Here is a 24,569-nt window from a genome sequence, read left to right as displayed (position 1 = left end):
ATTCTGTCGTATTCCAAATGAATCTATCAATATTGAATTTGTACTTTTTATAAAACTTTTTACGTAAATTGTACCCTTAATTTAACAACATCAATGTCAATAACTATAACGCCATTCACAAAACAACAGCTTTTACCCCAAGAGGAAAAACTGGAGATTGCAAGACAAAAAAGCGAACTTTTTATTGGGATTCCAAAAGAAACGAGTTATCAGGAACGCCGAATTTGTCTTACCCCAGATGCTGTTAACTCGCTTACCTTTCATGGCCATCGCGTGATGATAGAAGCGGGAGCGGGATTGAGTTCTAGTTATACCGACAAAGAATATTCTGATGCAGGTGCCGAAATTACTAATGACACCAAAAAAGTATTCAGTTGCCCCATGATTTTGAAAGTGGAACCCGCCACACTCGCTGAAATTGAAATGATGAACCCGCAAACGATTCTGTTGTCCGCCATTCAATTGAAAACGCGCAAGAAAACGTATTTTGAGGCGTTAACCAAAAAGAAAATTACTGCTCTAGCTTTTGAATACATCAAGGACGAAGACGGAACGTATCCTGCGGTGAAATCCTTGAGCGAAATTGCCGGAACAGCATCCATTCTTATCGCTGCTGAGTTGATGATTACCAACGAATTTGGAAAAGGATTATTATTCGGGAACATTACCGGCGTCCCTCCTACCGATGTGGTTATTTTGGGCGCAGGAACCGTTGGGGAATTTGCCGCTAAAACCGCAATTGGTTTAGGAGCCAGTGTCAAAGTTTTTGATAATTCTATTACCAAATTGCGTCGTTTGCAAAATAATTTGAATCAGCGTATTTTTACTTCTACCATACAACCAAAATCTTTATTGAAAGCATTAAGACGATGTGATGTCGCTATTGGCGCTATGCGAGGTAAAGAACGTTGTCCCGTAATTGTTACGGAAACCATGGTAGAACACATGAAAAATGGAGCTGTAATTGTTGATGTAAGTATTGATACCGGCGGTTGTTTTGAGACTTCGGAAGTGACTTCACATGAGAAACCAACATTTATCAAAAACAATGTTTTGCATTATTGCGTACCCAATATTCCTTCCCGATATTCTAAAACGGCATCGCTTTCCATTAGCAATATAATTTCTCCCTATCTTATGAAAATTGCTGAAGATGGCGGAATAGAAAGTGCTATCCGTTGTGATAAAGGATTGAAAAATGGCGTTTATATGTACCACGGAATCCTCACAAATAGTGCCATTGGTGATTGGTTCGATTTACCCAATAACGACATCAATTTAATTGTTTTTTAAGAAAACTTTCTTCTACCTTTGCCAAAAATTTAATTCATGAAGTTTATACATCGTTTTGCCTATTATTTAGTAGGTTTAGTAATAGGACTGTTTTTTGTAGCGTTAGTTTTCAGTGGTAAAGATACCCGTTGTAACTATTTTCCAAATGCAAGAGTCTTGAATGATTTAAGAAACAAACCCTTCTATTATTCAGATAAAGCATCACAGATTTTGGCTGAAAAATGGATTGATACTTCCGATATTAAAAACACATTGCAATTTGGTGACGTAGATTTCGACAATAGTAATATCGAACTTAAAAAAGGAAAGTTATACATCATCGAAGGAAAAACAATCAAAAATCAAGAGGTAACTTTGAAAGTCATTAATTACACTGACAAAGCCGTTTTAGAGGATATTATAAAAAAATAATTACTCTTTTATTCGTATAAAAGTAAATTTTAGAAAACAGTACCTTTAAAATCAAACCATTAAGATATTTAGAAAATTAAGTTTTAAAACCTTAATTAAACTTAATTTCTTAATGGTTCAGAAACGATAATTTGAAAATAGTTTAAAAAACTATAACCATTTTATAGGTTCTAAATTATTACTTTTCAAATACGCATTCGTTTTACTAAAATGCTTGTTCCCGAACCATTTTCCCTGATTGGCGCTCATAGGCGAAGGATGCCCAGATTCTAAAACCAGATGTTTTGTTCGATCTATTTTGAGTCCTTTTTTATGGGCGAAATTTCCCCAAAGCAAGAAAACAACATGCTCTTTTTCTTCCGAAATTTTCTGGATAACTGCATCCGTAAAAAGATTCCATTTTAAGTGTTTATGACTATTCGCATTATCTTCTCTCACGGTCAGCGAGGCATTCAACAACAAAACGCCCTGCTTTGCCCAAGCTTCTAAATTTCCGGAAGTGGGCATGAAAATAGTTTCCAAATCCTCACTCATTTCGCGGAAAATATTACGTAACGAAGGCGGAATTCGAACACCATCATTTACAGAAAAGCACAAGCCATTGGCTTCGCCTTTACCGTGATACGGATCTTGACCAATAATAACCACTTTTACATCTCTGAAATTACAATAATTAAATGCAGCAAAAATCAATTCTTTCGAAGGATAACACGTATGATTTTTATATTCTTCATCAACCGTTTCCATTAGTTCCTGAAAATAGTGTTTCTGGATTTCATCAGATAAAATGGATTGCCAAGTGGTATTGAGATTGATTTGCATAGTTAAATATTAGAAAGCAAAGATACAGAGAGAATATTTTTTTTGAATCATAAAAAGGATAATAAACATTCATTAATTCTTTGTGAAAGTCTGTTAAATAGTCTTAACTATTAGCTATTTTTGTGTTGAAAAGAATTATACGATAAATGATATCCATCACTGAAAAAACATTACAAGATTTACAATTTCCAACGGTTCTCGAAACTATTTCGACCATTTGTAATACTGACATTGGAAAACAAAAAGCATTAGAAATAACCCCTTTTAAAGACAAGGAAACGTTGATGCAAGCATTAATGCAAACCTCAGAATATGTTTCGTCTTTCCAAAATAACAATGCCATTCCCAATCATGGTTTTGATGCTATCACGCATGAAATAAAATTTCTGGCCATCGAAGACAGTTTCTTGGAAGTAGGCAGTTTTAGAAAAATCGCTACCATTTCTTCAACGGTAAATTTCCTGTTGAGTTTTTTGAGAAAATTCGAGGATTATTATCCAAATATAAACGCAAGAGCAAACCAAGTCGAACTGACCAAAGAAATCATCACGATGGTGGACGAAGTAGTCGATAAATATGGCGAAATTAAAGACAATGCCTCCCCGGATTTATTGAACATCCGTCGCAGTATGAATGTTGTTCGCGGAAAAGTCAATCAAAGTTTTGGCACAGCATTGACACAATACAATGCTTTAGGATATTTAGATGATATCAAAGAAAGTTTTGTTCAAAATCGACGCGTTTTAGCAGTTTTAGCGATGTATCGCCGTAAAGTCAAAGGATCTATTTTGGGCAGTTCCAAGACAGGAAGTATTGCTTATATTGAACCCGAAGCTACTTTACAATATTCCCGTGAATTGAGTAATCTTGAATACGAAGAGAAAGAAGAAATCACCCGAATTTTAAAACAGTTATCTAATTATATTCGCCCATATTTACCGCTTTTAATCAAATATCAGGATTTTCTTAGTGATATTGATGTAATTGCTGCGAAAGCAAAATATGCCAATAAAATCAATGGAATTTTGCCAACAATTACAGAGGAACGCCGCCTTTATTTTAGAGATGCCTTCCATCCAATTCTGTATTTGAACAACAAACAAAAAAACGAAATTACGCATCCGCAAACTATTGAATTGAGTCAGGAAAGTAGAATCATAGTGATTTCAGGGCCAAATGCGGGAGGTAAAACTATTTCGTTAAAAACCGTAGGACTACTGCAATTAATGCTGCAATCCGGAATGTTGATTCCGGTGCACGAACGCAGTGAAACGTTTTTATTTGATCGAATTTTAACAGACATCGGAGATAATCAATCTATTGAAAATCATCTAAGTACATACAGTTACCGATTAAAGAACATGAACTACTTTTTAAAGAAGTGCAATAGAAAAACCATGTTCCTTATTGATGAATTTGGTACCGGTTCTGATCCAGAATTAGGAGGTGCTTTAGCCGAAATTTTCTTAGAAGAATTCTACCATCGAGAAGCTTTCGGGATTATTACAACGCATTATTCAAACTTAAAAATTCTGGCCAACGAATTGCCTTTTGCTACCAATGCCAATATGCTTTTTGATGAAAAAACATTAGAGCCATTGTACAAATTAGTTTTAGGTCAAGCAGGAAGTTCCTTCACCTTTGAAGTAGCTTTAAAAAATGGAATTCCTTTCAGTTTAATCAATCGGGCGAAAAAGAAAATTGAAGTGGGTAAAGTGCGTTTTGATAAAACGATTGCAACCCTTCAGAAAGAACGTTCTAAAATGGAGAAAACTTCGCAAACGCTGAAAGAAGAGGAAACAAAAGCACGTGAAGAAGGCAAGAAAATGGAAACCATTAATGTAAAAATCAAACAAAAACTGGAAAGCTATCAAGAATTATACGACAGCAACCAGAAAACAATTTACATTGGTCAAAAAATTGAAGACATTTCGGAGAAATATTTCAACAATAAGAACAAGAAAGAACTCCTTGGTGAGTTTTTGAAAATCATTGAAATCGAAAATTCAAAGCGCAAGAAAGCCACAACTAAAGAGACAAAAGCACTGATTGAAAAGAAAAAAGAAGTCATTCAAGAAGTGACCGTTCAGGTTGAAGAAATAAGAAAAGAAAAGAAAGAGAAGAAATTAAAAGTAGTGGTTGAAAAACCAAAACCAATCCTAAAAGTAGGCGATCGCGTACGAATGTTGGACGGAAAAGCAGTGGGAACCATTGATTCTATTGAAAAAAACAAAGCAACTGTAAACTATGGTGTATTTACTTCAAAAGTAAGTCTGGAAGCACTGGAATTTGTTGAAGCGGGAAAAAAATAAAAGTATTCAGTTTGCAGTTTTCAGTCTCATCTCATGTTTTGTCATTTCGACGAAGGAGAAATCTCAATCCGGTTGAATTTTAAATTTTAAATTATGCTCAATATTCCTAGAGATAAAAAAATAATCCTCTTTGACGGCGTTTGCAATCTGTGTGATTCGGCAGTACAAATGATTATTAAACATGATGCAAAAGATGTTTTTAGGTTCGTTGCCTTACAATCTGATTTGGGTCAAAAAATTATCCAACACTTGGGAATTGATGCACAAAAAATAGATAGTATTATTTTGTACCAGCCTGGTTTTGCTTACTACTACAAATCAGAAGCAGCTTTAGAGATTGCAAAAAATTTGGGTGGAATATTCTATTTTGCCTCACTATTTTCAATATTACCGACTTCTTTTAATAACTATATTTACGATTATATCGCTAAGAACCGATACAAATGGTATGGAAAAAAGGAAACTTGTCTGATCCCTACAAAGGAGCTACAAGGTAAATTTTTAGAATAAATGCCCAATTATGATAATTATCATGCCTTTTATTTTGTAAGAATAATATATTTGGACAATCTTAAAATTTAATTAATCATGAAAGACACTACACTTTTTTCTTGGGATAACGGAACTTTTATAATGGTTGTTGTATTCGGGTTAGTAATCATAGGACTGGTTGCCGCAGTTTTGATTATGATGAATTCCGACAAAAAAATAAAAAAATAGCACAAAAAAAGAGGATGACCAATGGACACCCTCTTGCTATTATTAAGACAATTAGAATGAATTAACTTCTAATTAATTTTCTGTATTTCAATCGTTTTGGCGTTAAATCACCACCCAAACGTTTTTTCTTGTTTTCTTCGTATTCAGAAAAACCACCTTCAAAACAATACACTTCAGAGTTACCTTCAAAAGCTAGAATATGCGTACAAATTCTATCTAAGAACCATCTGTCGTGAGAAATAACTACCGCACAACCTGCAAAACTCTCCAAACCTTCTTCTAATGCACGAAGTGTATTAATATCCAAATCATTCGTAGGCTCATCCAGCAAAAGTACGTTTCCTTCTTCTTTTAAAGTCATCGCAAGGTGCAAACGGTTACGTTCTCCTCCAGAAAGCATAGAAACTTTCTTGTTTTGTTCTCCTCCACCAAAATTAAAACGTGACAAATAAGCTCTTGAATTTACTTGCTTTCCGCCCATCATGATCAATTCCTGACCGTCAGCAAAGTTTTCCCAAATTGATTTATTAGGATCTATGTTGGAATGTGCTTGATCTACATAAGCGATTTTTACAGTGTCTCCAATTAAAAATTCTCCTGCATCTGGCTTCTCTTCGCCCATGATCATTTTGAAAATAGTTGATTTACCAGCACCATTTGGTCCAATAATCCCAACAATTCCTGCTTGTGGCAAAGTGAAATTTAAATTATCATATAACAATTTATCTCCAAAAGCTTTAGCAACATTTTTGGCTTCAATTACATTCGTTCCTAAACGTGGACCATTTGGAATATAAATTTCCAGATTTTCGTCTAATTGTTTTTGGTCTTCATTCAATAATTTATCGTAGTTCTGCAAACGTGCTTTTTGTTTCGTTTGACGCCCTTTGACACCTTGACGAACCCAGTCCAACTCACGTTCTAAGTTTTTTCTGCGTTTCGAAGCTACTTTTTCTTCTAATGCCATACGACTTGATTTTTGGTCCAACCAAGAAGAATAATTCCCTTTCCAAGGAATTCCTTCACCTCTATCCAATTCTAAAATCCAACCGGCAACATTATCCAAGAAATACCTATCGTGTGTTACTGCAATTACAGTTCCTGCATATTGTGCTAAATGTTGTTCTAACCAAAGTACACTTTCCGCATCCAAGTGATTCGTAGGCTCATCCAGAAGCAATACATCAGGTTGTTGTAACAACAAACGACATAAAGCTACACGACGACGCTCACCACCAGATAAATTCTTGATTGGTGTATCGCCTTCCGGAGTTCGCAACGCATCCATGGCAATTTCCAGTTTGGTATCGATTTCCCACGCTCCCAATGCATCAATTTTATCTTGCAAAAGCGCTTGACGATCCATCAATTGCTCCATTTTATCGGCATTTTCATAGACTTCCGGCAAACCAAAACTGTCATTAATTTTATTGAATTCATCTAGAACAGCCATTGTTTCAGCAACTCCTTCTCTTACAATTTCAATAACCGTTTTACTGTCATCTAAAATAGGCTCTTGTTCTAAATAACCTACTGTGTAACCAGGTGCAAAAACTACATCACCTTGATAGTTTTTATCAACACCAGCAATAATTTTCAATAAGGAAGATTTTCCAGAACCATTTAAACCTAAAATACCAATTTTAGCTCCATAAAAAAAACTCAAATAGATGTTTTTAAGTACCGGTTTATCTGCTCCTTGATATGTTTTACTCAATTTTGACATTGAGAATATCACTTTTTTATCGTCTGCCATCTTTATTTTTTAATTTAAAATTACATTATCAATTTTCACTTTCAGTCTAGAATCCACATTTAAAACAACTACTACAGTCTGCCTTTAAGCGAACTAAACACCCAAGCATTAGCCAAAAAACCAACACCTACTGCTGCAAATCCCCAGCCAGCTACGTCATCATATCTAAAAGCGCCTAATGCGATAAGCAATAAACCCATTACAATCATTATCAAAGTAGCCCAACCTAAAATAGTGTTTTTATTCATTCCCATAATTGTGGTATTTATTTTTAATAACCCAATTCCGAAGTCTCGGAATGGGAGTGCAAATATCGGAAATTTTTGTCCTTTAATTAAATATTTTATAAAGCATTTCTCGTAACAAATCGGATTGAGACATTGCATTAGCGCCAACACCTTTACTTTTCACATCAATATCTCTTAAAGCCGCAACAATTTGACTCACTTTTTTCATCGGATAGTTTTTCAAAGCCACATCATATTCTTTCAAAAAGAATGGATTTACGCCCAATACTGCAGCCACATTTTTTGGATTTCTGTCCTTCAAACCATGGTATTTCAGTAATTGGATAAAAAATCCAAAAACCAAACTTGTAGTTACCACCATTGGATTGTCTTTTGGATTTTGTGCAAAGTTTTCCGCAATCGTATAAGCTTTTAACTGGTTGCGTTCGCCAAGAGCTTTTCGTAATTCAAATACATTAAAATCCTTGCTAAACCCTATATTTTCCTCAATATGCTTGGGAGTTATGGTGCTTCCTACTGGCAAAATAATTTGTAATTTTTCCAGTTCATTGTTTATTTTACTCAAATCTGTCCCAAGAAATTCTACCAACATAGCATTTGCTTTGGGCTCAATGGAATATTTTTTGCCTGACAAAACGCGTTTAATCCACTCTCCTACTTGGTTCTCATATAGTTTCTTGCTTTCATAAACGATACCGTTTTTCGCTAACAATTTGGTTACTTTTTTACGTTTGTCAAGCGTTTTGTATTTATAGCAAAAAACTAAAACTGTTGTTGTCATTGGGTTTTCAGCGTAGCTTTCCAGTTTATCTATGGTTCTGATTAAATCCTGTGCTTCTTTTACGATGACCACTTGACGTTCTGCCATCATTGGATAGCGTTTTGCAGTCGAAATAATATCTTCAATAGAAACGTCTCTTCCGTATAAAACGGTTTGATTGAAGCCTTTTTCTTCTTCGGATAAGACTTTTTCCTCAATATAATCTGATAGTTTATCAATATAATACGGTTCTTCACCCATCAAAAAATAGATTGGTTTGATGTTCCCGCTTTTTATATCATTTACAATTTTTATAACCTCGTCCATTCCTTTTTGTTTAAAGTTTTAAGTTTAAAGTTTGTTGCCTCGAATGAAACTTTAAACTTTAAACTTTAAACTTATTTAATACTTTTGCTTTATGCAAAAACTAAATTTTCAACTTTATAACTTTCGGTTCAAAAATAGCGAAAATAAAGTCTCCATTTTTGATGAAATCAGGAAAAAATTTATCATTCTTACTCCCGAAGAATGGGTTCGTCAGCATGTAGTCCAATTTTTATTGGAAGAAAAAAAATACCCAAAATCATTGATTAATGTAGAGAAGGTTTTAAAAATCAACGGCTTGCGTAAAAGATACGATGTCGTGGTTTTCAATCCTGATGGCTCTATTTTCATTTTAATCGAATGCAAAGCGCCTGAAGTAAAAATTGCACAAGCGACATTTGACCAAATTGCAAGATACAATATGACGATGAAGTCCGAATTTTTGATGGTAACCAATGGATTGAATCATTACTTTTGCCAAATGGATTTTGAAAATGAAAAATATCAATTCCTCCCCGAATTGCCAATGTATAAAATAATCTAAATGAAATTAGCAGTTGTCATACTCAATTGGAATGGAATACTATTATTAGAAAAATTTTTGCCCTCTGTTGTACAATATTCTCCGGAAGCTACAATTTATGTGGCTGATAATGCTTCTACTGATGATTCTATTTCCTACATCAAAGTTTTTTTCCCTTCGATCAAAATTGTAAAAAACGACAGTAACCTTGGTTTTGCCAGTGGATATAATGAAGCCCTAAAACACATTGATGCAGAAATATATGCACTAGTAAACTCTGATATTGAAGTAACAGAGAATTGGTTGCAACCTATTCTTAAAACTTTCGAAAACGAACCAAAAACTGCTATCATCCAACCCAAAATATTAGATTATAAACGCAAAGAATACTTTGAATATGCTGGTGCTGCCGGTGGATTTATTGATCAATACGGATACCCTTATTGTCGTGGTCGAATTTTTGATACTTTAGAAAAAGATACTAGACAGTATGAGGATAATTGTGAGATATTTTGGGCTTCAGGAGCTTGTTTTTTTATCCGAAGTTCAGTTTATAAAACATTACATGGTTTTGATGATGATTTTTTTGCACATCAGGAAGAAATTGATTTGTGTTGGCGTGCCTTTAATAAAGGATATAAAATAAAATACAATTCTGGATCGGTAGTTTATCATGTAGGAGGTGCCACTTTACAGCAAGGCCATCCAATGAAAACTTACTTAAATTTTAGAAACTCCCTATTGATGCTTACCAAAAACCTTCCTAAAGAAAAATTATACACGATACTTTTAGGCAGAATGATTTTAGATGGAATTGCAGGAATTCAATTTTTAACTCAAGGAAAGTTCAAGCATTTTTGGGCAATATTAAAAGCTCACGGTGCGTTTTACACCCTTTTTTCTATCACTTATAAAAAAAGAAGTAATTTTCAAAATGCTAAATACTATAATACCAAAAGCATCGTTTACTTCTATTTTATTAAGAAAATCAGTGTTTTTAACGATTTATTTGGAATTAAATAAATTTTAAAAAACTAACTTTGTCATTAACATTTTAATCAAATTAATACAACTTATGAAAAAAATAGTTATTGCATTATCAGTATTGGCTTTATTAACTTCGTGTGTCTCTAAAAAGAAATACACTGATTTAGAAGCCAGAAACAAAGAAACTCAAGATTTATTAAATACAGCTACTGTAAAATTAAATTCTTGCTTAGAAGAAAAAGCAGGATTAACTGCAACTGTTGCTGGTTTGAAAGAACAAAATCAGGGTTTAATCAGTACCTCAAAAGATATGACGATATTATCTACTAAAGGGGCCGAAAATATTGAGAAAGCTTTAGAATCTATAAAAGAAAAAGATTTAAAAATTAGTAGAATGCAAGATGCATTAACTAAAAAAGACAGTGTAACATTGGCTTTAGTAACTAGTTTGAAAAGTTCAGTAGGAATCTCGGATCCAGATATTGAAATAAATGTTGAAAAAGGAGTTGTATTTATCTCAATTGCTGACAAGTTATTATTCAAAAGCGGAAGCTATGAAGTAACAGACAAAGCAAAAAGTGTTTTAGCCAAAGTTGCAAAAGTAGTAAATGACAAACCTGATTTTGAATGTATGGTTGAAGGTCATACCGATAATGTTCCATACAATGGTAAAGGAGTTTTACTAGACAACTGGGATTTAAGTGTAAAACGTTCTACTTCTATTATTCGTGTATTGACAGATCAATTAAGTGTAAATCCAGCACAGTTAATCGCGGCAGGAAGAAGTTCTTATATTCCTTTGGTTGAAAATGATTCTGCTGAAAATAAAGCTCGTAACAGAAGAACGCGTATTGTAGTTTTACCAAAAATAGATCAGTTTTATGATATGATCGAAAAAGAAATGAAAAAACAAAAACCATAATTTTTGTAAAATTTTTTATTAAAAGAGGTTGTCTACAAAAGACAACCTCTTTTTTTTTACTACTAAAACATAGTTATGTAGTGTCCTTTTTATCATTAAATAAAAAAACGTGAAATTATTTTACGCACTAAAAAGAATATTTAAACTTCTTATTTATTAAATCATTAATTAGTAAATGTTACTGTTCATTAATTTATCTAAAATCATTCGATACATTGGAGTTGGAACAGCATACTTCAAACCTTCTTTTACTACAAACTCGGTTAAGGAATTCACTTCTATCTTATGTCCAGCCAACAAATCCCTATGCATAGATGATGTATTATCTTGTGGTGATTTTTCAAGTTTAATGATCGTTTGAACAATAATATCATTTGGCATCGCTAATCCTTTAGCGAGAGCTACAGCAGTAATTTCATTGAGAAGTGAAATATAAATTGCTTTGTTATTAGGATTATTCAAAATCCCACCAATATTCTCATTCAAATAAGAAGTTGCCGAAGCCAAAGCAGAAATAAAAATGAATTTTTCCCAAACTGTTTCTTCTATATTTTCAACAAGATAACTTTCGATACTTGCATTTTCAAAAATAGATTGTAGTTCCTTTAATAAAGAAATTGAAGTATTTTTAGAACCAAAAAAAAGCTTTTCATAATGGCCTATTTTCTTTATTACTCCAGGTGATTCAATCATAGAAACAATATAAACGCAGCCTTGCAAAACATTATTTTCAGGAAACAAATTTAGTATGCGTTCCGTTGCATCAACTCCATTATATAAAGGTAAAATTATAGTTTTCGAAGTAATACAGTCTTTTATAGACTCAAAACTAGTTTCAATATCATAGGTTTTAGTGGCACAAATTAAGTAATCCAGTTTACCAATTTTTTCTGCATCATCCGAAAGCAATTTTGGAAAAACAATCATTTCACTTTCATCCAAAATGATTTTTAAACCATTCGCAGCAATGGCTTTTTTAGTTTCGCCACGAGCAATAAAAACAATTTCGATTGTATCTGAGTCAGCATAAGCTTTGGCTAATAACCCACCAAAATAACCGCCTACTCCACCCAATCCTAAAATTCCAATTCTTGTTTTCATATGTACAAAATTTAATTTTTAGCTGTCATATATGGTATCGCCTTTTATTTATTGGTGTATGCTTACGCAAACTTGTTGTTATTGGCGATTTCATAACTACTAGTTAAAAATTAAACCATTAAGAAATTTAGAAAATTAAGCCTTGGAACTTAATGAAACTTAATTTCTTAATGGTTTTCTTTTAGATTTCACAATCCTTAATTTTATTAAATCTTTTAATAAAAAAATGCAGACCTATAAGCCGGATTCTGTCTCCAATAAATTAGAGCCTTATCATTTATCTAGATCCCGCATTACTGCGAGACTCAAGCTATCTACCCTTCAACAACGGACGAGAAGCCCTTAAATGCTGATATACTTGATATTTCACCGCATAGAGTTTACCTGGTTTCACTACAGCATTACCTGTACATACTTTCTGTTGCACTTGTCCTAATCTCGTCCGTAAAGACGAGACCGACGGGTGTTACCCGCTATGCTTCCCTTTGGTGTCCGGACTTTCCTCCCTCTTGATTGCTCAAAACGGCGATAAGGCGGTCTGCGGTGCAAATTTACACTATTTAATTCTTTTTTTTCCTTTACAGCTATTTACTTTAACAAGCCTTTTACAATCAATTCATAATAAAATAGTTACCTTTATTAACTAACTATAAATTCTTTATTATGTCAAATATGTATCATTATGCCAGCGTTTCTAAAGCCTTAGACGATTTGAATGAGATGGGATTTACCTATGATTTCAATCTCCATGAGGAAGACATTATAAAAAACCCAAGCCACTATGAAATTCAACATATTTATCGCTACGAAGGAGATACCAATCCAGATGACGAAGCAACAGTTTATGGCATAAAATCAGCTTCGGGTAAAAAAGGAGTGTTTGTAGCGGGATATGCTGCAAATTCCGAAAATGGTGCCGCAAGAGTTTTAATCGATCTTAGCATCAAAGGAAGAGGCAAGTAAGCTCGTTTTCTAAAATAATTTAAAACTAAATCAAGAATTTTTCTAGGAGCTTATTCCAGCTATCCGTTACAATCTTATACGCCGAACCCCGGCGCATAAGGATTTTCACTACTATCTGGGCTAGGAAATTTGGGGAACAAAAACCATTATGAAAATTATAAAATCTTTCAATCCTTAAATTTTTACATCTTTAAATTAAAACCTATATTTGCTTTCGAATAAAATTTCTATGGAACAATTTGTTGTATCGGCCCGTAAATATCGTCCTCAAACATTTAAAGAAGTTGTAGGACAAAAAGCCATTACTAATACTTTATTGAATGCCATAGAAAGCAATCACTTAGCTTCAGCATTGTTATTTACAGGACCTCGTGGCGTTGGAAAAACAACCTGCGCTCGTATTTTGGCTCGTAAAATTAACCAGCCCGGATATGATGATCCTAATGAAGATTTTGCCTTTAATGTTTTCGAATTAGATGCCGCTTCTAATAATTCTGTTGATGATATTAGGAATCTTATTGACCAAGTTCGGATCCCACCACAAACGGGACAATACAAAGTATACATTATTGATGAGGTTCACATGTTGTCTTCGGCAGCTTTCAATGCTTTTCTGAAAACACTGGAAGAACCGCCTAAGCACGCCATTTTTATTTTGGCTACGACCGAAAAACATAAAATTATTCCAACGATACTTTCTCGTTGTCAGATATTTGATTTCAAAAGAATTACCGTAAAAGATGCCAAAGAACATCTTGCCGAAGTGGCCACCAGTCAAGGCGTAGTTTTTGAAGATGACGCTTTGCACATTATTGCTCAAAAAGCTGATGGTGCCATGCGTGACGCTTTGTCTATTTTTGACCGAGTAGTTTCTTTTTGTGGAAAAGATTTAACACGTCAGGCCGTTACAGAGAATTTGAATGTGTTGGATTACGAAACATACATCAACATCACCGATTTGATTTTGGAAAACAAAATCCCGGATCTATTGATGGCGTTCAACGAAATTCTTGCTAAAGGTTTTGATGCACATCATTTTGTATCTGGATTGGCTTCTCATTTTAGAGATTTATTAGTTTCTAAAACGCCTGCAACTTTGACTTTATTAGAAGTTGGCGAACAAGCACAACAAATGTATGGCGTGCAAGCTCAGAAATGTAGTCAAGACTTTCTTTTGAAAGGAATCGAGATTGCAAATGATTGTGATTTGAAATACAAACCGAGTCAAAACCAACGACTTCTTGTTGAACTTTGCCTAATGCAACTTGCCTCTATCACTTTTGATGGAGAAAAAAAAAAGTTGAACAATATATAATTCCCCCTACTTATTATAGAAAGAATGATTATTCGATAACGGTTCAACCGAAAATTGACGATTCAAAACCTGCTATGCCAGTTATAGAATCAGTTCCATTAAAAGAACCGGAAACTACAGCTGCTGTTACATCAATTCCATTACCTACTCCAGCAACAAAAATAAACATTTCACATTCCGATGGACCAAAGGTTTCTGCATTTTCATTAGCCAGTATTCGTGCCAAAAAAGCATTAGAAGAAAGTAATAAAGGAATCGTCAAAGAAGTGCTTCATTTGCCAACAGAAGCTTTCTCAGAGACTGAAATGTTGCTACAATGGAATAAATATGCGCAACGTTTAGGCGACAAAGGATATAGAATTATGGAATCTTTGTTACTTATTAACGATCCAAAATTAAATGGAACCGCCATCACAATTGAATTGCCTAATGAAGGATCAAAATTAGATTTTGAAAAGGAAATACATGGACTTTTAGGGCATTTAAAAGGTCATTTGCAAAATCATGACCTTACAATTGAGGTTATTGTAAATGAAAGTATAGAAAACAAAAGAAGTTTTAATGACCAAGACCGCTACAACAGATTATTAGAAATAAATCCAAATATTGAGCTTTTACGCACAACATTTGGATTAGATTTAGATGCATAATCTGCATTAAAATTATATTTTACCGTAATACATTGCTTTTACAATTCCATCCGAAAGACCAATTTTTGGTACATAAATATTTCGTGCACCACTCCACTTCATTGCATTCAGATAAATTCTTGTTGCAGGAATAATTACATCGGCACGATCCGGATTCAGACCTAATTCAGAAATTCTTTGTTCATAAGACAGAGAATTTAAAAACGCATATTGCGAATTCATATAAATATAAGAAAGCGGCTTTTCCTGTAATTTACCGGACATTTTAAATAGCTTATTTATATTTCCGCCAGACCCTATCAAAGTAACTTCATCGTATTCTTCTGTATTTGCTTTAATCCATTTTTCAATTTCATCCCAAACGACATCGCAAACCATGTCATTCAATAAACGAACGGTTCCAGCTTTGAAAGATCTTGAGTTGATCATTTTACCATTAGAAAACAACGTAAACTCGGTACTTCCACCGCCAACATCGACAAAAAGATAGGTTTGATCTGTTTTCAGCAAATGATGTAAATCAGTTGATGCAATTATGGCTGCTTCTTTTTTTCCATCAATAATTTCTATTTTTATATCTGCTTTTTTCTTAATTAATGCTACAACTTCTTTTCCGTTATACGCTTCTCGCATCGCTGAGGTTGCAAAAGCCATATAGCGTTCCACTTTATGTACTTTCATCAAAAGATTAAAAGCCTTCATGGCATCACACATTCTTTCGATATTCTCTTCTGAAATCTCACCAACTGTAAAAGCGTCCTGACCAAGACGAATGGGTACACGAACGAGGGAACTTTTGTTAAATTGAGGCTCTTTTCCCTCCTGTTCCACAATATTAGCAATCAACAAACGCATGGCATTGGAGCCAATATCAATTGCTGCATATTTCTTTATTTTAATCATTTTCGATTCGTTATTTACTAATTATAGTGCCAATTTCGTAGTTATTAGGATTATAAAATCCAGTCCGTTTATAAGCCATTAATTATACTTTTTATTTATCATGTAGAACTTCTTCCAGTTTTTTTTGATAGTATTTGTACGTTTCTAATTGCGCTCTAAAAATAGGATTATGATTTCTAGCGCGGTATTTATTATCTAATTTATACGAGTGAAAACGCGCTTTCACGTTACCTTTCCAGCCAATATCAAAATTGTCTATCAGCTCATTTTTTATTCCCTGATCGTAAATAGGACATGTCACTTCAACTCTTCCATCCAGATTTCTAGTCATGAAATCCGCTGACGAAATATAAACTTCTGTTTGTCCGGCATTTCCAAAAATATAAATTCTAGAATGCTCCAGATAATTATCGACAATACTTATTGCTTCTATATTATCACTCATTCCGGGAATTCCAGGAATTAAGGAACAAATTCCTCTGACTTCAAGTTGAATTTTTACTCCGGCTCTACTTGCTTCATATAATTTATCAATCATTGCGAAATCAGATAAACTATTCATTTTTAACTTAATATGTGTTTTCCTTCCGGCTAACGCATGCGTAATTTCTCTGTCAATCAACTTCACAAATCTTGTTCTGGTATAATGCGGAGAAACAATAAGATGTTTGTAGCGATGTACCCTGTAATTGATGTCAAAGAACTCGAATATCCGCATGATATCTTTTAAAATCTGTTGATGAGATGTAAAAAGAGTAACATCAGTATATACTTTGGCGGTAGATTCGTTGAAATTTCCTGTTGAAATAAAACCATATCGTTTTATTTTCTCATTTTCAATTCTTTCGATGACACATATTTTACTGTGAACTTTGAGACCTTTAATTCCAAAAATAAGTTCTATACCTTCTAGCTGCATTTGTTCTGCATAGGAAATATTGGAAGCCTCATCAAAACGAGCTTGCAATTCGATTTGAACGGTAACTTTTTTTCCGTTTTTGGCCGCATTAATAAGAGAGCTGATAATTTGAGAGTTTTTTGCTAATCGATACAAGGTAATTTTTATCGAAATTACTTTGGGATCTAAAGCCGCTTCACGCAAAAACTTGGTCAAATAGGAAAAGGATTGATAAGGCGCGTTTAATAAATAATCTTTCTCGCTTATTTTTTCGAGCATGCTTCCTTCAAGACTTAATCCCGGAATAGGAAGTGGATCGTTTGTTTGATATAATAAGTCATATCTACCAAGATTTGGAAAATCCATATAATCCCTTCTGTTGTGGTATCTTCCGCCCGGAATAATGCTGTCAGTGGAAACAATTTTCATTTTGTCTAAGAAAAAATTCAAAGTATCTTCTTCGATTAATTGGTCATAAATAAAACGCACCGGTTCTCCAATTCTTCTGTCTTTTACACTTAATGATATTTTTTCAATCATACTTTTACTTAAATCACTATCGATGTCAAGTTGCGCATCTCTGGTTATTTTGATCATGTGAGCCGAAACGCTTTTGTAATCAAAAATATTGAAAATATTACTCAAATTATGTCGAATAACATCATCTAGAAGTATAATGTACTGTTTTTCGTTATTGGATGGTAAAACAACAAAACGGTTAATCGTTTTAGGAATTTCGATTACTGCATACCGAACTTCAGAATTTTTATTCATTACCAATTTAATCGCTAAATATCCTGAAGTATCTTTCAATACCGGAAATTCTGCTAAATCATTTAAGATAATGGTTACCAATTCAGGGCTCACTTTTTGAATAAAAAAATCTTTCAGAAAAATTTCTTGTTCAATAGAAATGTCATTTTCAGTGATGATGAATATGTTCTTAGTTTCGAGTTCTGTTTCAATATTGTTTAATATTCGTAAACTCTCTGATTGTTGCTGGATAACAATTTCGGTAATATCTTTTACTAATTGTTGCGCAGAAATTCCACCGAGGTATTTTTCTCCAGATATCCCAGTTAAACTTAATCGTCTGATAGCTGCAAATCTAACCCTAAAAAACTCATCTAAATTATTTGAAAAAATACCTAAAAATCGTAACCTGTCTAATAATGGGACTGAATTGTCACCTGCTTCTTGAAGTACTCGCGCATTAAAAGCCAGCCAACTTTTTTCTCGATCAATATATTTATGTTCTACTACTTTATTCATTTTAAATCTTTGGGGAATATTATTTTTTTTATTTTACCTTTCTTTATTTTTTTCCAATCATCAGTATCAAATTCTAATGATACAAAACCAGCTGTTGGAACATTTTTGATAAAAATATCTCCAAATTTATTAACAAAATCTGTAATTGCTTCGTTGTGTCCGAAAAGAATAACACTTTCGAAAATATTACTGCATGATTTGATGATTTTTTCTAATTTCTTTTCTTCAAAAGTATAAAGGTCGTCTTTGTAAACGATACATTCAAGAGGATATGAAATATTTTGAGCAAAAATTAACGCAGTATCTGTCGCCCTTCTTGCACCACTAGTCCAGATTATATAGGTTTTGGGAATGTAATCACTTATGTGTGAAGAAACAATATGTGCGTCTTGAATTCCTTGAGTTGTTAAAGCACGATCCTTGTCATGTAAGGGAGATTCCCAACTTGATTTTGCATGCCGTATTAATATTAAGTTTTTCATAATGAAAAATAAATTTGGAATCAATTAGCAAATAGTTCGAAATAATCAGATACAATTTACAAAACAAAAGCTAATCCTTAAACCTTTTATCATTATTTTATGAAAGTAGCTCCGAAAAAATTAAAAAGGTATCAATCAAAATTGTATTGAAAATTTTAAAGGGTTATAAAACCATAATTTTCAATAACATACATTTTATTTAAATAAACATTTAAATACCTAAACTTGATAAAAAGAAATAATTTTGGAAATAAATATCCTTATAATTGCTATATAGCGGGGTAATTTAAATAAATTGAAGAATAAAAAGCTTGAAAATTGATCTTTAAAAATTAGTAGAAAAGGATTCAAAACAAGATCGTTTTGATATTCCGAATGCGAGTAGAAGTGTAGTTGATAAACTATAATAAAACAATCTGATAAACATTAGAAATCAGAATTGAATCTATTCTAAAATTAAACTAAGACTATAGTAGATCATTTTATAATGTTTGATAGTATAAATAAAAAAGACTATCATTGGGGGATAATAGCCTTTTTCAATTAAAAACAAATTATATTTTAACAAAAATATTTGTGTAATATTTTCTTCCATTAACTGGATTTTCTCTGATAGAAATACCAAAATGAGTAAAATTTCCTTCGATATTTTCTTTATGTCCTACACTTAGCAACCAAGCATCTATAACTGCTTGAGGTGTTCTATAATTATATGCTATATTTTCACTTACGCTTTTAGCTCCTAATGCTTTAATAATATTTTGAGAGCGATCTGTAAAATTATCGTGATTTACAATGTTATTTTCAATCATATAATCATCATGCTCTTCCGCTTTATAAGATAAATGATTTATTTTTTGTAGAGCATTTAATCCTACACTTATTCTATATTCGTTAATCAAATTCATTGTTTCCAATTCAGATGTAGTATAAGAATAATTTTCAATTACTTCAGACTTAATTTCTACTGTAGCTGCATCAGAATCAGACGAACATGAATTCATCATAAATATTACTAAAGAAAGTAATACTACACGGAGTAATTTTGTTTTCATAATTGTAGTAGTTTAAGTTTAAAGTAGATTGTGGGGCAAACTTCTTTAGGATTTAGACTTGTGTTTTTTTATTTCACAATTAAAAGTATGAATAATATCGTTTAAGTACCTAATATTATCGATTAAATACATAAAAAAACAATTAATATATGTTTTTTCTTATATAAATACTAATGAAAATAGTAATTAATTGGAAGTACTGTTTACAAGATTAACTAAATAGAGATGTAAACCGGATTTTTCAAAAATACACTTTGTTAAGGTGCTAAGAAGTAGGTTAAAAGTTTTATAGCTTTGTAAACTTGAAATAAATTTAAAACTAATGTCAAAAGAACCATTACGATCGGAAAGAAATTGTCTTAACTGTAGTCACTTGGTTGAACAGCGATATCGCCCTAATTGTGGACAGGAAAATGCTAAGGTTCGCAAAACTTTTTATCACTTGTTTGTTCATTTTTTTGAAGACTTTACCCATTATGAAAGTAAATTTTGGAGAACTATCATCTATCTCATATTCAAGCCTGCAGCTCTAACTAAAGCTTATGTCTTAGGAAAACGTTTGTCCTTTTTGCCACCTGTACGGCTGTATATTTTCCTCAGCTTTATTACTTTTTTTCTCATATCGCTGTTTCCGGATGAAAATTCTAAGGAAATAGTGAAAGCCGATAAAATTAAAACAAAAACAGAGAATGTACCTTCTCTTGACTCATTGCATATTGATGAAAAAAGTGTCGATGGGCTTACCAAAGTAGGCTTGATTTCACAGAAAAACAACGATACAATTAAAAAAATACTTCAGGATACTAAAGATATTAATCCCAAAGAAATTACAGATTTTGGATATAAAAACACTAATGAACTCGATTCAATACAAATTCATGGTACTGAAAAAGTAAAAGTAAGTCAAACTAAATATTGGTTTCTCAAAAAGTGGCTGGCGGTAAAAGAAGAGAATACAAACGAGGAAATTATAGAAAAGTTCAGTCAGTCCTTTGCTAATAATCTGCCTAAAGTATTGTTTTTGTATATGCCGGTTTTTGCTCTAATATTATGGCTTTTTCATGATAAAAAAAAATGGTACTATTATGATCACGGTATCTTTACATTGCATTTCTTTTCGTTTTTGCTGCTATTAATATTATTACTGTTTTTTATAGATAAACTCTTTTCGTTATCTGAAAGTTCAATTAGTTTAAGCTGGATTCATCTGGGGATTAAATCCATAGGTATTCTCTGGATGTTCTATTATTTTTTTCCAGCACATCGACTCTTTTATGGTGAAACTTATTTCATTTCTGCTGTTAAAAGTACTTTGGTGTTTGTAATCAATTTAATTATTATCAGTGTAATAATGGTCTTGTACGCATTGTACACCTATATTAATTTAAACTAAAAAATCTATTTTTATAAAAATAATAAGCTTTGGCAATTAAAAACTATTCTATAAACCACTTTTAAAATCACATAATTACGGTTACTTTTGTAGCATGGATTCTTTTACTCAAATCGCTTTAGGAATTGCCATAGCCGAAGTATGCGCTGGCAAAAAACTTAAAAACAAAACGGTTTTATACGGTGCAGTTCTGGGCACAATTCCCGATTTAGATGTTTTAGTAGGACTATTCTTAAATCCTGTAGATACTATCTTGATTCATCGTGGTATCAGTCATTCTCTTTTTCTTTTTTTGTTTTTATCGCCTATTTTGGGCTGGATTATTTCAAAAATAGAAAGAGAGAAAATCAACTTTATTCAGGCATCTGGCATGGTTTTTTGGTGTTTGTTTACCCATGTGCTATTGGATATGTTTACTTCTTGGGGCACACAAATTTTATGGCCTTTGGACTATCGGTTTGCGTTAAAAACCATTTTTGTTATTGATCCGCTCTATACCATTCCGCTTGTGATTACATTGATTTTGGTCTGGAAAACAAAAGACACCATACTTCGTAAAAAATACATCATCAGAGGATTATTCATCAGTAGTTTCTATTTGCTTTTGTCCTGTTTTATAAAAATATACGCCTTAAACCAATTTGAAAAAGCATTAACAAAACAAGGAATCCACTATTCTGAAATTATTGTAAAACCTACCGCTTTCAACCTCATTTTATGGAATGCCAACGTAGCTACTGCAGATAATTACGTATTAGGCGACTACTCTCTTTTTGACACGCAACCCATTTCCTTTACTGCTTACAACAAAAATAAAATTTTAGAATCACAGTTAAAAGGAAATTCAGATTTTGAGAAACTGAAAAAAGCCAGCGAAGGCTGGTATATCATTTCTCAAAAAAATCAATCTTTATACTTCAATGATTTGCGCTTTGGATTGTTAAATGACAACCCAAAAAACCCACAGTTTGCTTTCAGTTATCAATTTATTGCAAACAACGCAGGATTGAAAGCGATAGAAGTCCCTAAAAACAAAAGAGACGGAAAGCGACTTCTTCAAAAAATAGTGATTCGATTGAAAGGAAACTAGAAGTTTTTTTATAAATATCAATCACTCTTCAACCATCCTGTGATACTCATTCTAGTATTTTGGGTAACCAAAACTTCATGAACTAATTCATCACTCTTAAAGAAAACAGTTTTACCCTGAGTGGGCGAAATTTTTTGATTGTTATCCAATTGATGAATAAGTAATTCGCCACCATCACTTTCTAGCCAATTGCTATTCAAGTAGCTAATCATCGAGTATTTTCGGCTGGGATTATTTTTAAATTGATCCAAATGCTTTAGATAAAAATCACCCGATTCGTACAACGAATAATGAAACTCATAACCCGTTATTCCGGCATAACAACTTTGATTCAAATAAATAATAAAGGCTTCTATTTGGGCAAAGAATTCATTTTCGAATGCATTGTTGTGTTTTTTATCCAACCAATAAATAGAATCGCTTCGTATCGCACCATCATAAGAAACCTTCTCTGAGTTGCCAATTCCAGCTTCCATCAGCAGGCTTTTTTGGTTCAAAACAATCAAATTTTGTTTGAGATTATTGGCCAAATCAGTACTCAAAAAATGTTCAGATATCCCCACTTTATTTTCAATATAAGAGGCAATTAAATCCTCAAAGCTATTTTCCATGACTTTTGCATTGACTGAAAATACCGCCAACGGGACAAGGTAGACTAATAAAAATCGTTAAAGACTGATTCTGAAATAAATAAAAAATTAAATGGTAAACTAACACCTATAGCGAGAAAAATATAAAAATACAGTTTCAATTTTAAACAGAAAAGTCATTTAAGAAACTACAAAATGTTGATTTCTTAAATGACTTTTTTTTGGTGAAAACAGTACGTTTTTTATAGTTTACTGATAAAACTTCCGTAAATATCCTTGAACTGATATCCTTCTGAAAAGCGGTCTTTGCTCAGTTTCTTGTATTCAACCAATCCCCAAAGAATAAATTCCTTCATGAAAAATTTATCTTCTTTTTCCAGTTGCGGTTGGTATTTCTTGATTAAAATTTCAAGCGGAACAATACTTCCCAAAATTCTTTCGTATTCTTCATCAGAACAATCGTCTAATAATTCAAAACCGCTTTCGGCAAAAAACCATTCAATGATATCCGTATAGGCATTTTTGACTCCTTCTTTTTCTAATTTTTCAATTTTTGGAAAATAAGCAGGAAAGAAAGTATGAATTGCATCGCCTAATAAATGTTGCGCTACAGCGGCAGCTCCCTCCTGTTCTCCTTCATAAACCAACTCCACTTTTCCAGTAATGGCAGGAATAATTCCCATAAAATCAGACAAACGCAAAGTTGTTTTATCAGCTCCGGATTTCAGCGCCCTTCTTTCTGCAGTACTTAATAAATTCTCAAAAGCAGTAATGCTCAATCGTGCACTCACACCGCTTTTGTTATCAATATATTCGCTTTCTCTAGCTTCAAAACTGATTTGTTCCAATAAATCCCTTGCCAATGAAGGCACGTAAACCATATCATTTTGCGTTGCATCTAGTTTTGCTTCCTGTTCTGTAATGGTTCTGGCAATTTTAATGGTTTCCGGATAATGCGTTAGAATTTGAGAACCTATTCTGTCTTTTAATGGCGTTACAATACTACCACGATTCGTATAATCCTCAGGATTTGCCGTGAAAACAAATTGCATATCAAGTGGCATTCGCAACTTAAAACCTCGAATTTGGATATCGCCTTCCTGCAAAATATTGAATAGCGCTACTTGGATTCGCGCCTGTAAATCAGGTAATTCATTAATAACAAAAATACAACGATTCGCTCTTGGAATCATCCCAAAATGTATCACACGATCATCCGCATAAGACAGTTTTAAATTGGCTGCTTTTATTGGATCGACGTCACCTATTAAATCCGCAACTGTAACATCCGGCGTAGCTAATTTTTCGAAGAAACGGTCGCTTCTATGCAACCATGAAATTGGAGTTGCATCGCCTTTGGTTTCAATAATGTCTTTTGCAAAACGGGAAATCGGTTGCAACGGATCATCATTAATTTCGGAACCAGTCACAAACGGAATGTATTCGTCTAATAATTCAATCATTTTGCGCGCCAATCTGGTTTTGGCTTGACCACGAAGGCCCAACAAATTGATGTTGTGACGTGATAAAATAGCACGCTCCAATTCAGGAATTACGGTGTTTTCAAAACCATGAACGCCATCGAATGTTAGTTTTCCCGATTTTATTTTTTCTCTAAGATTAGAACGCAACTCATCTTTAATGCTTTTGCTTTCGTAACCTGATTTTTTTAATTCTCCGAGTGTTGTTATATTTTCTATTTTCATATTGCTTTTTGAAATTGTTATGTTATGGTTTGTCAATTTGTTCTCGACTGCGCTCGAACTGACAACTGTGACT

At 33.0% G+C, this 24,569-nt stretch carries 24 protein-coding genes and 1 other RNA gene; 13 read left to right on the top strand and 12 right to left on the bottom strand.

Annotation, left to right across the window (positions count from 1 at the left end; genetic code table 11):
- Window positions 1-93: 93 nt before the first annotated feature.
- Together BMX64_RS07630 and BMX64_RS07625 are read left to right on the top strand one after the other, a co-directional pair.
- On the top strand, window positions 94-1,293 hold the full coding sequence (locus BMX64_RS07630) for an alanine dehydrogenase (protein WP_167543041.1): 1,200 nt from the start codon (window positions 94-96) through the stop codon (window positions 1,291-1,293).
- A 36-nt stretch (window positions 1,294-1,329) separates the two neighbouring features.
- Window positions 1,330-1,704, top strand: coding sequence for a DUF4258 domain-containing protein (locus BMX64_RS07625; RefSeq protein WP_091169577.1), 375 nt, complete (start codon window positions 1,330-1,332; stop codon window positions 1,702-1,704).
- A 150-nt stretch (window positions 1,705-1,854) separates the two neighbouring features.
- On the opposite strand, the gene BMX64_RS07620 is transcribed toward BMX64_RS07625, so the two are convergent.
- A complete protein-coding gene (locus BMX64_RS07620) occupies window positions 1,855-2,526 on the bottom strand; it encodes a uracil-DNA glycosylase (protein ID WP_091169574.1) in 672 nt (223 codons plus the stop codon).
- A gap of 146 nt (window positions 2,527-2,672) precedes the next feature.
- On the opposite strand from BMX64_RS07620, the gene BMX64_RS07615 reads away from it, so the two are divergent.
- The 3 genes from BMX64_RS07615 to BMX64_RS15915 all read left to right on the top strand — a co-directional run bounded on the left by BMX64_RS07615 (window position 2,673) and on the right by BMX64_RS15915 (window position 5,558).
- Complete coding sequence (locus BMX64_RS07615) at window positions 2,673-4,838, top strand: endonuclease MutS2 (RefSeq protein ID WP_091169572.1); 2,166 nt, start codon at window positions 2,673-2,675, stop codon at window positions 4,836-4,838.
- A gap of 93 nt (window positions 4,839-4,931) precedes the next feature.
- Complete coding sequence (locus tag BMX64_RS07610) at window positions 4,932-5,348, top strand: thiol-disulfide oxidoreductase DCC family protein (protein WP_091169569.1); 417 nt, start codon at window positions 4,932-4,934, stop codon at window positions 5,346-5,348.
- Between the two features lie 78 nt (window positions 5,349-5,426).
- Entirely contained in the window at window positions 5,427-5,558 is a 132-nt protein-coding gene (locus tag BMX64_RS15915) for a hypothetical protein (RefSeq protein WP_262987363.1), read from the top strand.
- A 61-nt stretch (window positions 5,559-5,619) separates the two neighbouring features.
- Here the strand turns inward: BMX64_RS15915 and ettA are convergent, their stop codons facing one another.
- The 3 genes from ettA to holA all read right to left on the bottom strand — a co-directional run bounded on the left by ettA (window position 5,620) and on the right by holA (window position 8,649).
- Window positions 5,620-7,314 carry an energy-dependent translational throttle protein EttA gene (gene ettA, locus BMX64_RS07605; protein ID WP_091169565.1) on the bottom strand — a complete coding sequence of 565 codons (1,695 nt, stop codon included), beginning with the start codon at window positions 7,312-7,314 and terminating at the stop codon, window positions 5,620-5,622.
- 71 nt (window positions 7,315-7,385) lie between these two features.
- Window positions 7,386-7,568, bottom strand: coding sequence for a CAL67264 family membrane protein (locus BMX64_RS07600; RefSeq protein ID WP_091169561.1), 183 nt, complete (start codon window positions 7,566-7,568; stop codon window positions 7,386-7,388).
- Between the two features lie 76 nt (window positions 7,569-7,644).
- Window positions 7,645-8,649, bottom strand: a complete 1,005-nt coding sequence (holA, locus tag BMX64_RS07595) for a DNA polymerase III subunit delta (RefSeq protein WP_091169558.1) — start codon at window positions 8,647-8,649, stop codon at window positions 7,645-7,647.
- Between the two features lie 91 nt (window positions 8,650-8,740).
- On the opposite strand from holA, the gene BMX64_RS07590 reads away from it, so the two are divergent.
- From BMX64_RS07590 to BMX64_RS07580, 3 genes are read left to right on the top strand one after another with little or no spacing between them, the layout of a single operon-like run.
- A complete protein-coding gene (locus BMX64_RS07590) occupies window positions 8,741-9,190 on the top strand; it encodes a type I restriction enzyme HsdR N-terminal domain-containing protein (protein WP_091169554.1) in 450 nt (149 codons plus the stop codon).
- Complete coding sequence (locus BMX64_RS07585; RefSeq protein WP_091169551.1) at window positions 9,191-10,192, top strand: glycosyltransferase family 2 protein; 1,002 nt, start codon at window positions 9,191-9,193, stop codon at window positions 10,190-10,192. It abuts the gene before it with no gap.
- A gap of 52 nt (window positions 10,193-10,244) precedes the next feature.
- Window positions 10,245-11,078, top strand: coding sequence for an OmpA/MotB family protein (locus BMX64_RS07580; RefSeq protein WP_091169546.1), 834 nt, complete (start codon window positions 10,245-10,247; stop codon window positions 11,076-11,078).
- A 168-nt stretch (window positions 11,079-11,246) separates the two neighbouring features.
- Here BMX64_RS07580 and BMX64_RS07575 read toward each other — a convergent pair whose 3' ends face one another.
- Together BMX64_RS07575 and rnpB are read right to left on the bottom strand one after the other, a co-directional pair.
- The gene (locus BMX64_RS07575; protein ID WP_091169542.1) at window positions 11,247-12,179 is read right to left on the bottom strand and encodes a ketopantoate reductase family protein; all 933 of its coding nucleotides are present in this window, start codon (window positions 12,177-12,179) and stop codon (window positions 11,247-11,249) included.
- Window positions 12,180-12,400: 221 nt separating this feature from the next.
- Window positions 12,401-12,724: RNase P RNA component class A (rnpB, locus tag BMX64_RS07570), an RNA gene on the bottom strand.
- Window positions 12,725-12,842: 118 nt separating this feature from the next.
- Between rnpB and BMX64_RS07565 the strand changes: the two genes are divergently transcribed.
- From BMX64_RS07565 to BMX64_RS15835, 3 genes are all read left to right on the top strand, one after another.
- Window positions 12,843-13,142 (top strand): hypothetical protein, encoded by a 300-nt coding sequence (locus BMX64_RS07565; RefSeq protein WP_091169538.1) that lies wholly within the window; start codon window positions 12,843-12,845, stop codon window positions 13,140-13,142.
- A 229-nt stretch (window positions 13,143-13,371) separates the two neighbouring features.
- Window positions 13,372-14,457 (top strand): DNA polymerase III subunit gamma/tau, encoded by a 1,086-nt coding sequence (gene dnaX / locus BMX64_RS07560; protein ID WP_091169535.1) that lies wholly within the window; start codon window positions 13,372-13,374, stop codon window positions 14,455-14,457.
- A gap of 74 nt (window positions 14,458-14,531) precedes the next feature.
- Window positions 14,532-15,107, top strand: coding sequence for a DNA polymerase III subunit gamma/tau (locus BMX64_RS15835; protein ID WP_244273267.1), 576 nt, complete (start codon window positions 14,532-14,534; stop codon window positions 15,105-15,107).
- Between the two features lie 12 nt (window positions 15,108-15,119).
- Here the strand turns inward: BMX64_RS15835 and BMX64_RS07550 are convergent, their stop codons facing one another.
- The 4 genes from BMX64_RS07550 to BMX64_RS07535 all read right to left on the bottom strand — a co-directional run bounded on the left by BMX64_RS07550 (window position 15,120) and on the right by BMX64_RS07535 (window position 19,717).
- Window positions 15,120-16,010 carry a Ppx/GppA phosphatase family protein gene (locus BMX64_RS07550; protein ID WP_091169532.1) on the bottom strand — a complete coding sequence of 297 codons (891 nt, stop codon included), beginning with the start codon at window positions 16,008-16,010 and terminating at the stop codon, window positions 15,120-15,122.
- Between the two features lie 91 nt (window positions 16,011-16,101).
- Entirely contained in the window at window positions 16,102-18,180 is a 2,079-nt protein-coding gene (gene ppk1 / locus BMX64_RS07545) for a polyphosphate kinase 1 (protein WP_091169524.1), read from the bottom strand.
- On the bottom strand, window positions 18,177-18,662 hold the full coding sequence (locus BMX64_RS07540) for a SixA phosphatase family protein (RefSeq protein ID WP_091169520.1): 486 nt from the start codon (window positions 18,660-18,662) through the stop codon (window positions 18,177-18,179). Before BMX64_RS07540 ends, ppk1 begins: the two co-directional genes overlap by 4 nt.
- A gap of 554 nt (window positions 18,663-19,216) precedes the next feature.
- The gene (locus BMX64_RS07535) at window positions 19,217-19,717 is read right to left on the bottom strand and encodes a CAP domain-containing protein (protein ID WP_091169516.1); all 501 of its coding nucleotides are present in this window, start codon (window positions 19,715-19,717) and stop codon (window positions 19,217-19,219) included.
- Window positions 19,718-20,039: 322 nt separating this feature from the next.
- Here BMX64_RS07535 and BMX64_RS07530 point away from each other — a divergent pair, with 322 nt between their 5' ends.
- Window positions 20,040-21,110, top strand: a complete 1,071-nt coding sequence (locus BMX64_RS07530) for a DUF3667 domain-containing protein (protein ID WP_091169513.1) — start codon at window positions 20,040-20,042, stop codon at window positions 21,108-21,110.
- A 94-nt stretch (window positions 21,111-21,204) separates the two neighbouring features.
- Window positions 21,205-22,200, top strand: a complete 996-nt coding sequence (locus tag BMX64_RS07525; RefSeq protein ID WP_091169510.1) for a metal-dependent hydrolase — start codon at window positions 21,205-21,207, stop codon at window positions 22,198-22,200.
- Between the two features lie 17 nt (window positions 22,201-22,217).
- Here BMX64_RS07525 and BMX64_RS07520 read toward each other — a convergent pair whose 3' ends face one another.
- Together BMX64_RS07520 and BMX64_RS07515 are read right to left on the bottom strand one after the other, a co-directional pair.
- Window positions 22,218-22,811 carry a 2OG-Fe(II) oxygenase gene (locus BMX64_RS07520; RefSeq protein WP_091169505.1) on the bottom strand — a complete coding sequence of 198 codons (594 nt, stop codon included), beginning with the start codon at window positions 22,809-22,811 and terminating at the stop codon, window positions 22,218-22,220.
- 221 nt (window positions 22,812-23,032) lie between these two features.
- Window positions 23,033-24,496 carry an AAA family ATPase gene (locus BMX64_RS07515; RefSeq protein WP_091169501.1) on the bottom strand — a complete coding sequence of 488 codons (1,464 nt, stop codon included), beginning with the start codon at window positions 24,494-24,496 and terminating at the stop codon, window positions 23,033-23,035.
- Window positions 24,497-24,569: the final 73 nt, after the last annotated feature.

It is taken from the genome of Flavobacterium sinopsychrotolerans (genome assembly GCF_900110375.1).
In the GTDB taxonomy this organism is placed as follows: domain Bacteria; phylum Bacteroidota; class Bacteroidia; order Flavobacteriales; family Flavobacteriaceae; genus Flavobacterium; species Flavobacterium sinopsychrotolerans.
Note: the sequence above shows the minus strand (reverse complement) of the source record. Positions and strands in the feature narration are given on the sequence as shown.

Coding starts and splice junctions, on each gene's coding strand:
- BMX64_RS07630 (WP_167543041.1), top strand. CDS start 94: ATGTCAATAACTATAACGCCATTCACAAAACAACAGCTTTTACCCCAA.
- BMX64_RS07625 (WP_091169577.1), top strand. CDS start 1,330: ATGAAGTTTATACATCGTTTTGCCTATTATTTAGTAGGTTTAGTAATA.
- BMX64_RS07620 (WP_091169574.1), bottom strand. CDS start 2,526: ATGCAAATCAATCTCAATACCACTTGGCAATCCATTTTATCTGATGAA.
- BMX64_RS07615 (WP_091169572.1), top strand. CDS start 2,673: ATGATATCCATCACTGAAAAAACATTACAAGATTTACAATTTCCAACG.
- BMX64_RS07610 (WP_091169569.1), top strand. CDS start 4,932: ATGCTCAATATTCCTAGAGATAAAAAAATAATCCTCTTTGACGGCGTT.
- BMX64_RS15915 (WP_262987363.1), top strand. CDS start 5,427: ATGAAAGACACTACACTTTTTTCTTGGGATAACGGAACTTTTATAATG.
- ettA (WP_091169565.1), bottom strand. CDS start 7,314: ATGGCAGACGATAAAAAAGTGATATTCTCAATGTCAAAATTGAGTAAA.
- BMX64_RS07600 (WP_091169561.1), bottom strand. CDS start 7,568: ATGGGAATGAATAAAAACACTATTTTAGGTTGGGCTACTTTGATAATG.
- holA (WP_091169558.1), bottom strand. CDS start 8,649: ATGGACGAGGTTATAAAAATTGTAAATGATATAAAAAGCGGGAACATC.
- BMX64_RS07590 (WP_091169554.1), top strand. CDS start 8,741: ATGCAAAAACTAAATTTTCAACTTTATAACTTTCGGTTCAAAAATAGC.
- BMX64_RS07585 (WP_091169551.1), top strand. CDS start 9,191: ATGAAATTAGCAGTTGTCATACTCAATTGGAATGGAATACTATTATTA.
- BMX64_RS07580 (WP_091169546.1), top strand. CDS start 10,245: ATGAAAAAAATAGTTATTGCATTATCAGTATTGGCTTTATTAACTTCG.
- BMX64_RS07575 (WP_091169542.1), bottom strand. CDS start 12,179: ATGAAAACAAGAATTGGAATTTTAGGATTGGGTGGAGTAGGCGGTTAT.
- BMX64_RS07565 (WP_091169538.1), top strand. CDS start 12,843: ATGTCAAATATGTATCATTATGCCAGCGTTTCTAAAGCCTTAGACGAT.
- dnaX (WP_091169535.1), top strand. CDS start 13,372: ATGGAACAATTTGTTGTATCGGCCCGTAAATATCGTCCTCAAACATTT.
- BMX64_RS15835 (WP_244273267.1), top strand. CDS start 14,532: ATGCCAGTTATAGAATCAGTTCCATTAAAAGAACCGGAAACTACAGCT.
- BMX64_RS07550 (WP_091169532.1), bottom strand. CDS start 16,010: ATGATTAAAATAAAGAAATATGCAGCAATTGATATTGGCTCCAATGCC.
- ppk1 (WP_091169524.1), bottom strand. CDS start 18,180: ATGAATAAAGTAGTAGAACATAAATATATTGATCGAGAAAAAAGTTGG.
- BMX64_RS07540 (WP_091169520.1), bottom strand. CDS start 18,662: ATGAAAAACTTAATATTAATACGGCATGCAAAATCAAGTTGGGAATCT.
- BMX64_RS07535 (WP_091169516.1), bottom strand. CDS start 19,717: ATGAAAACAAAATTACTCCGTGTAGTATTACTTTCTTTAGTAATATTT.
- BMX64_RS07530 (WP_091169513.1), top strand. CDS start 20,040: ATGTCAAAAGAACCATTACGATCGGAAAGAAATTGTCTTAACTGTAGT.
- BMX64_RS07525 (WP_091169510.1), top strand. CDS start 21,205: ATGGATTCTTTTACTCAAATCGCTTTAGGAATTGCCATAGCCGAAGTA.
- BMX64_RS07520 (WP_091169505.1), bottom strand. CDS start 22,811: ATGGAAAATAGCTTTGAGGATTTAATTGCCTCTTATATTGAAAATAAA.
- BMX64_RS07515 (WP_091169501.1), bottom strand. CDS start 24,496: ATGAAAATAGAAAATATAACAACACTCGGAGAATTAAAAAAATCAGGT.